Annotated in this window: 10 protein-coding genes and 1 riboswitch; of the genes, 8 read left to right on the forward strand and 2 right to left on the reverse strand. The window is 29.1% G+C overall.

What is annotated here, in order from left to right:
* Positions 1–278 precede the first annotated feature (278 nt).
* From L21TH_RS07815 to L21TH_RS07850, 8 genes are all read left to right on the forward strand, one after another.
* Positions 279–710 carry a NifB/NifX family molybdenum-iron cluster-binding protein gene (locus L21TH_RS07815; protein WP_006313525.1) on the forward strand — a complete coding sequence of 144 codons (432 nt, stop codon included), beginning with the start codon at positions 279–281 and terminating at the stop codon, positions 708–710.
* Entirely contained in the window at positions 694–1,017 is a 324-nt protein-coding gene (locus L21TH_RS07820; RefSeq protein ID WP_006313526.1) for a thioredoxin family protein, read from the forward strand. The genes L21TH_RS07815 and L21TH_RS07820 overlap by 17 nt, the downstream gene beginning before the upstream one ends.
* Before the next feature lie 82 nt (positions 1,018–1,099).
* A riboswitch (cobalamin riboswitch) is annotated at positions 1,100–1,293 on the forward strand.
* A 120-nt stretch (positions 1,294–1,413) separates the two neighbouring features.
* A complete protein-coding gene (gene cobU / locus L21TH_RS07825; RefSeq protein WP_006313532.1) occupies positions 1,414–1,974 on the forward strand; it encodes a bifunctional adenosylcobinamide kinase/adenosylcobinamide-phosphate guanylyltransferase in 561 nt (186 codons plus the stop codon).
* Positions 1,975–1,982: 8 nt separating this feature from the next.
* Positions 1,983–2,720, forward strand: coding sequence for an adenosylcobinamide-GDP ribazoletransferase (cobS, locus tag L21TH_RS07830; RefSeq protein WP_006313533.1), 738 nt, complete (start codon positions 1,983–1,985; stop codon positions 2,718–2,720).
* Complete coding sequence (cobC, locus tag L21TH_RS07835) at positions 2,717–3,304, forward strand: alpha-ribazole phosphatase (RefSeq protein ID WP_006313534.1); 588 nt, start codon at positions 2,717–2,719, stop codon at positions 3,302–3,304. Before cobS ends, cobC begins: the two co-directional genes overlap by 4 nt.
* 19 nt (positions 3,305–3,323) lie before the next feature.
* Entirely contained in the window at positions 3,324–3,833 is a 510-nt protein-coding gene (locus L21TH_RS07840) for an ECF transporter S component (RefSeq protein ID WP_006313539.1), read from the forward strand.
* A gap of 12 nt (positions 3,834–3,845) precedes the next feature.
* On the forward strand, positions 3,846–4,592 hold the full coding sequence (locus tag L21TH_RS07845) for an AIR synthase related protein (protein WP_006313541.1): 747 nt from the start codon (positions 3,846–3,848) through the stop codon (positions 4,590–4,592).
* Between the two features lie 255 nt (positions 4,593–4,847).
* Positions 4,848–5,180, forward strand: a complete 333-nt coding sequence (locus L21TH_RS07850) for a hypothetical protein (protein WP_006313546.1) — start codon at positions 4,848–4,850, stop codon at positions 5,178–5,180.
* 121 nt (positions 5,181–5,301) lie between these two features.
* Here the strand turns inward: L21TH_RS07850 and L21TH_RS07855 are convergent, their stop codons facing one another.
* Both L21TH_RS07855 and L21TH_RS07860 read right to left on the reverse strand, forming a co-directional pair.
* A complete protein-coding gene (locus tag L21TH_RS07855; RefSeq protein ID WP_006313554.1) occupies positions 5,302–6,579 on the reverse strand; it encodes an ArsB/NhaD family transporter in 1,278 nt (425 codons plus the stop codon).
* Positions 6,580–6,898: 319 nt separating this feature from the next.
* Positions 6,899–7,378 (reverse strand): hypothetical protein, encoded by a 480-nt coding sequence (locus L21TH_RS07860; protein WP_006313555.1) that lies wholly within the window; start codon positions 7,376–7,378, stop codon positions 6,899–6,901.
* Between the last annotated feature and the right edge of the window lie 139 nt (positions 7,379–7,517).

Here is a 7,517-nt window from a genome sequence, read left to right on the forward strand (position 1 = left end):
ATTTTTTTTACTAATTTTCTGTGGATAAGTTTAATTTTGTATTTTGCAACTATCTACAAAATATAAAATTAAATACACATATTACTTTAATAGTTAAAACTTATAATACAATTTTACCATCAAATACAATTACAGTCAAAGTTATGTAATAAATATACATTAAATTTAGAATAATATGAAAATATATTTTGACAAAAGAAAGGTTTTATATTATACATATAGAGGGTATAAGTATAAAGTGGCGTATGCTAATAAACTAAAGAATAGGAGGATGTATAATGAATTTAATAATAGCTTGTGCAACAGATAACGGAGAAGAATTTGTTAATAGACACTTTGGAGATGCTAATTTTTATGACATTTACAGTGTTTCAAAAGAAGGTTGGGAGTATATTAAGAGGGTTACAAATACAACAGAAGAAGAAGAGCACGAAGATGAAGTACATGGAGACCCTAAAAAAGCAAAGGGGATATCACAAATACTAAAAAAACATGATGTACAAGTCTTAGTATCAAGACAATTTGGACTAAATATCACAAGAGTAAAGAAAAAATTTGTTCCAGTAGTTATTAGAGCTAAAGATGTAGAAGAAGGACTTAAATTAGTAAAAGATCATTTGGATATCATAGTAGAAGAGTATAATAAAGTAGAAGAAAGACAACATATTATTTTAAAAAACAGGAGTGAACTGGATGAAAAAGTTTGTTGAGTTAAATGATATAAAACAGTTTATACAGAAGAATACGTTAAGCCTATTATATGTTTCATCAGATAAATGTAGTGTATGTCAAGACGTTAAGCCTAAGCTTGAGAAGCTTTTAGAAGACTATCCACAAATACATAGTGGTTATACTAAAATTGAAGAGGCTCCTGAAGTTTCAGGCCAATTTACGGTATTTACAGCTCCTACTATTATCTTATTTGTAGAAGGTAAAGAAGTATTAAGAGAATCACGTTTTATTCAATTTCATAAACTAGAAGAAGGATTAAGTAGATGGTATAGAGAACTTGTATAATTAGTAGTAATAAGTTAAACTGGCATCAATATAATAGTTTGACATCTAAGTTTGTATTAAATATAATTGAACTAATAAAATACAGCTTAATATGCTTTAAGGTTCTTTCATTATGAAAGCTAAGAGGGAAAGAGGTGAGAATCCTCTACAGCCCCCGCTACTGTGTGTAGGGATGAAATCTTTCATAAACCACTATCTAGCTTTTATATAGATGGGAAGGGGAAGAGAGTAATATGATCTACGAGTCAGGATACCTGCCTTAAAGTAAGTAACTAATACTTCGGAGGGAAGTATGTGGTAGTAATTTGAGACGCATAGATTACCTCTATGTGTCTTTTGTTTTTGTTATGATTTTATCAATCTGAAGGATTAAAATAATTAAAAGAAGGTGAGAATATGGAAGATATTATTTTAATCACTGGTGGAGCAAGGAGTGGCAAGAGCAGATTTGCTGAAAATATGGCAAAAGAATCTAATAAAAGAGTGTTATATATAGCAACAGCTATTTCCTGCGATAAAGATATGAAGGATAGAATATTAAAGCATAAGCAATCTAGACCTAAGGATTGGAAAGTATTAGAAAAATATAAGGAGTTTGATGAGATTAAGGATTTAGATGGGTTTAAGCAGTGGGATGTAATATTATTAGATTGTATTACGCTTATGGTATCAAATTTACTTCTTGAAAGTGGATTAGACTTTGATACTTGCAATATGTTAGAAGTGGATAATGTTGAAGAATATATTTTAAATGAAATAGATAAATTATTAAATGTTGTTAAAAGTGAAGGAAAAAGATTGATATTAGTGACCAATGAAGTAGGGATGGGATTAGTTCCATCTTATAGACTAGGAAATATATTCAGGGATATAGCAGGACGAGTAAATCAGTATCTTGCACAAAGGGCTTCAGAAGTTTATTTCACTGTTTCAGGAATACCTATGAAGATAAAGTGAGGGTTCTTATGAAAAGTTTACTGTTAATGCTTACATTTTTCACTAGATTACCAATTAAATATCCCTTTGAATATAAAGAAGAGGATTTCATAAAAGGTGTTAACTTTGTATCTTTAATAGGCTTAACTATAGGTGTTTTATTATGGATTATATCCTTTAGTAGTATTTATCTTAAGAAGCCCATTACTGTTTTACTTATATGGTTATTTTATCTTTGGATAACAGGAGGACTTCATATAGATGGACTTGCGGATTCCTTTGATGGGCTTTTTAGTAATAGAGATAAAGAAAGAATTCTTGAAATAATGAAGGACAGTAGGATAGGTACTTTTGGTGTACTAGCTATTATTTTTACTTTAATTTTTAATTTAGTTATTAGTTATTATTTGGATTACAAAACATTTATTATTATGCCGGTTATAGGTAGAAGCTGTGCAGTTATTGCATGCTCTATTAGTGATTATGCTAGAAAAGAAAGGGGAATGGGAAAAGGCTTTATAGAAAACTGTGAAATTAAAGAAGTTTTTTTTAACTTAGTTATTACTGGAATAGTGGCTTTATTTGTTTTTAATAACTATATATTTATTTTAGGGATTTTACTAACTTTTATTATTATACTCCTTTTAACTAATAAAATAAAAAGCAAAATAGGTGGTATGACAGGGGATACGGTCGGTGCTATTATTGAAGTATCTCAATCAATATTTATTTTTTCCATCTATTTAATTAAGGAGTTGATGATTTGAAATTTATTATTGTAAGGCATGGAGAAACAAAGGCTAATGTTAACGGTATATATAGTGGATGGACAGATTTTCCTCTTACCGAAAGAGGTTTTAAACAAATAAAAAGGATAAAAAAATATTTAAAGGATAAAAGGATTGATAAAGTATATTCAAGTCCTCTTAAAAGAGCACTAATTACTTCAAAAGAAATAACAAAGGGGAATAAATTAAAAGTTAATGAAACAGAGAAATTAAAAGAGATAAATTTTGGAATATTTGATGGTAAAATGCTTGATGAAATAGTTAAAGTACATTCTACTGAGTGGAAAGAATGGACTAATAACTATATAAATTACAGGATACCTAGTGGAGAGAGTTTACAGGATTTACACAACAGAGTTGTAAATTTTATTAATGAAATAATAACTAAAGAGAAAGAGACAGTTTTATTAATTACCCACGGTGGAGTAATGAGAGTAATTATTGCATATCTATTGGGATTAGATATTAAAGATACATGGCATTTTAAAACTTCTCCAGGGTGTCTTGTTGAAATAGAATATGAAGATGGGTATAGTGTTTTAACTCAACTCATAAATTTTTAAAAACAGATGGAGGGATAATATGAATTCAAATGTGTTAAATGTAAAAAGTAGTACCTTAAAGCTTACATACTCTGCAATGTTAATAGGTCTTTCTTTTATAGGCTCATTAATTAAAGTGCAAGGAAGTATTGCCTTTGATTCAATGCCAGGATATTTTGCTGCACTTTTACTAGGGCCTGTTTATGGTGGAATTGTTGCTGGGATTGGACATTTGCTTACAGCTTTAACTAGTGGTTTTCCCTTAACGCTACCAATGCATTTAATAGTTGGTTTAGAAATGGCTTCCTTTGGATTTGTTTTTGGCTGGATGTATAGAAAAATTAATACTTATATAGCCGCTATTGTTGCAATAATATTAAATGGTGCTGTAGCTGCTTTAATAGCTATACCTATTTCACAAATTTTAGGACTTCCATTAAGTGGATGGTCATTATTTTATGCTATTATAGCACCATTAACTATTACATCTACAGCCAATGTAGTTTTAGCGTTTTTAGTATATGGATTTCTTAAGAAACGATTTAATTAGAAGGTGTAGTATATGAATGTAAAGAAGTTTAGGGACTTGACTTTTATTTCAATTAACGAAAATCAATATATAGTTATTTCTTGTGATTCAAGTGGTGGAATAGGCAATAAAGAAAAAGATATTGTCAAAGTTTCTCCAGAAAAGTTAGGATATTATACTACCAATGTAGCATTGAGAGAACTTTTAGCTATTAAAGCTAGGCCTATAACTATAGTAAATACCTTATCGGTAGAAATGAATAATACAGGGAAGAAGATAATAGAAGGGATAAAAAGAGCTATTGAGCCTCTTGAATACTTTGAAGATATTATCATCACAGGTAGTACTGAAGAAAACTTTCCTGTATGTCAAACGGGAATGGGAATAACAGTAGTTGGTATTATTGATAAAACACAATGGAAGCAACCAAAAACTACTAAAGGTTCTTTGGCAGTAGTTGTTGGTATTCCCAAAGTAGGAGAAGAAGTAGTACATGACAAAGAAAAAGAAACATTGACATTAGAAGTACTTTTACAGTTATGTAAAGAAACATATATTCAAGAAATTTTACCAGTAGGGTCAAAAGGAATACTATATGAATTAAGCGAAATAGCTAGAACTAATAATTTACTTTATGGAATAAATGAAGATATTACTCTCGATTTAAACAAATCAGCAGGACCAGCAACTTGTGCTATAGTTACTGTTGAACAAAAATATTATCATAACTTGAAAAAGAAATGTTCTATACCTATAAATATAATTGGAAAGTTTGTGTAAATGTCAGTTAGTGACAGGGACTTATTTCTCTGTCTTTTTTATTTTGTTCCAATAACAGGACATCTAAGCATTTGTATGTTGTATATATTTTTATGCATATATAAAGCTAGTCTAATATCAAGTACTAATTCTGCTGTACACTTTATAACTAAGTAAAAGAGTACAAGTGTAACAACAATATTTACACTGAATATAATAAATAGAAAAAGATATAATAGTGTGAATTGCAATTTTATATTTGAATGGAGGGATAAAATGAGTAAGGTAAAAATAAGCTTACGTGATTTAGAACCAAAATCTAAAGATGAGGTAGATATAGAGGATAAAAAGGTCACTGATAAAGACAACACTATTAAGGAGGAAATGACTGAACAGGTTGATATAGATAATGAAAATATTGAGGAAACAGAAGAAATTACACATTCTGTTGAAAATGAACAAGTAGATTCTGACGAAAAGCTTACAGATAATACTAAAAAAGATGAGTACAAAAATAATTCAGAGGACAATTTATCTAAAAATATAAATGAAGGAATAGTAATTAAAGTGAAGAAAGACCATAAGCGTAAGATTATACATCATGTTTAAAATTGTATATTAAAAATTACTATGGGAAATGTTTAAAGTTTATATAAGGATAAGAATGTAAAGAGGTATAATATTATTCAGGGGGAGTGAGGCAGAGGATAAACTCCTCCTGATAATATTTTTATAAATAGAATACAATTAGATAAATTGTAGAAATAAAAATAGAGATTATCATTATAGGGAAACCTATTTTCAAGAAATTAACAAAACTTATATTGTGCTCTGTTTTTTCTAGCATACCAGCTACAATAACATTTGCTGATGCTCCTACAAGGCTTCCATTTCCACCTAGACAAGCACCTAAAGCTAGTGCCCACCAAAGAGGTGTTATATCCATAGTAGACATTGTACCTATACTTTTAATAAGAGGTATCATTGTTGCTACAAATGGTATATTATCAATGAATGCAGAAGCCAATGCAGATACCCATACAATTATAATAGCAGTTAAAAATAGATTGCCTTTAGTAAGATTAATTATTTCTTCGGCAATATTTTCTATAATTCCAACCTTTTCTAATGAACCTACTAAAATAAATAAACCTGCGAAAAAGAAGATGGTTGTCCATTCAATTTCCAATAAAACTTCCTCAGGATTAATATTACTTAGGACTAATAATAATGCCGCACCAACTATAGCAACTGTTGCTGATTCTAAACCTATGAATTGATGTGTAATAAAACCTAACATAGTCAGTCCAAGAACGAATAAACTCTTTTTCAGTAAGTTTTTATCTTTTATTGATTTAGACTCATCGAATTCCATAATCCTTTTCTTTAGTTTCTCATCTACAGTTAACTGCTTCCTATATACAAATTTTAAGATAAAAGTAGTAATAATAAATATAATAATAACTACAGGTGAAAGATTTATTACAAAATCCATGAAACCTAATTTTGTTGAACTACCTATCATAATATTTGGGGGATCACCTATAAGAGTGGCGGTACCTCCGATGTTGGCAAACAGAATTTCTGGAATTAAGAAAGGTATTGGATTGATTTTGAGAGTGTCAGTTATAACAAGTGTGACTGGCACTATTAATAGAACTGTAGTAACATTATCTAATAATGCAGAGGATATGGCAGTGATTATTGAAAATGCTAGTATTATTCTCCAAGGTTCTCCTTCTGCTAATTTTGCTGCCTTTATTGCTAGATATTGAAATACCCCAGTTTTTTTGGTGATGTTTACAATTACCATCATACCTATTAAAAGTCCAATAGTATTGAAATCTACTGATTCGAATGCATACTCTTGACTAACTATTTTTAAAGCTAGTACAATAGATGCACCAAAGAGTGCAATAGTTGTTCTGTTAAGTTTTTCAGAAACTATTAATACATAAGTAAGAATAAATATAATAGCTGTAATTAATACTTGTGTGTTTTGAAACATAACAACATCTCCTTGCTAAATATTATATTATTTTAGGCGCACAAAAATATTCTATTACTTTTTGTATAAATAGCAAACATAATCTAAGGCAAAAAAAAACCACTATAGGGCAAATACAATAATATATTCAAATTATTGTTTATATACATAGCTAGACTATTTTTTTTAGATTATAGGAAATAATAACTAATATATACTTACAATACTAAGAATAAGATTGACTTCGTCGATTCATAGTTAATAGTTTTAAGTCTAGTCTTTATTAAATAGTAGAATAGGGACTATAAATAATAAAGACTCGGTTCCCCGAGTCTCTAAATTATATAGTATCTGGATTCTTTTTAAAATAAACCCTTTCGCTATTTTGTTTAGCTTCATCTATTAATTCTTTTATTTCATTTATTTTAGATTTAATCTGTTCTGTATATTCGTGGGGGACATTATAGTAAAGATATAAGTCTTCGAAATTTCTGGAAACGTTTGTCATTGCTTTATTAGTTTCTATAAACAAGTCGAATACTTTACAGCGTTTTGCGTTTTTGAATTGTTCTATGTCAATTTTTATGGTTTCAATTACATCTTCTATTGACTTAAAAGTTCCAGCTGGTTGAGGATACGGTTCAACTCGCTCTAGAAAATAATTGTTTTTTTTGTTTAAATTATATACATAAGAAATTTCTGTGCCTTCTAAATCGAATGTTACATAACACATTAAAGAATTTATAACTTCAACTTTTGCTCCCATTTGTTCTAATTTCATTTCATGCATATTGGCTTCAGCAGATATGTACTTTCTCATAAACATTCCCTCCTAATCTAGTTAATGATATTATAACATAAAATTAACTTTAAGTATAACGTTATAGTAGTTAAGTATTTTAACAGAAGTTTCGCATCTAAAAGATTTTAATGGGCGCTAGCCCTCAAGAATAGATTGT

This window comes from Caldisalinibacter kiritimatiensis (genome assembly GCF_000387765.1).
GTDB lineage: Bacteria > Bacillota > Clostridia > Tissierellales > Caldisalinibacteraceae > Caldisalinibacter > Caldisalinibacter kiritimatiensis.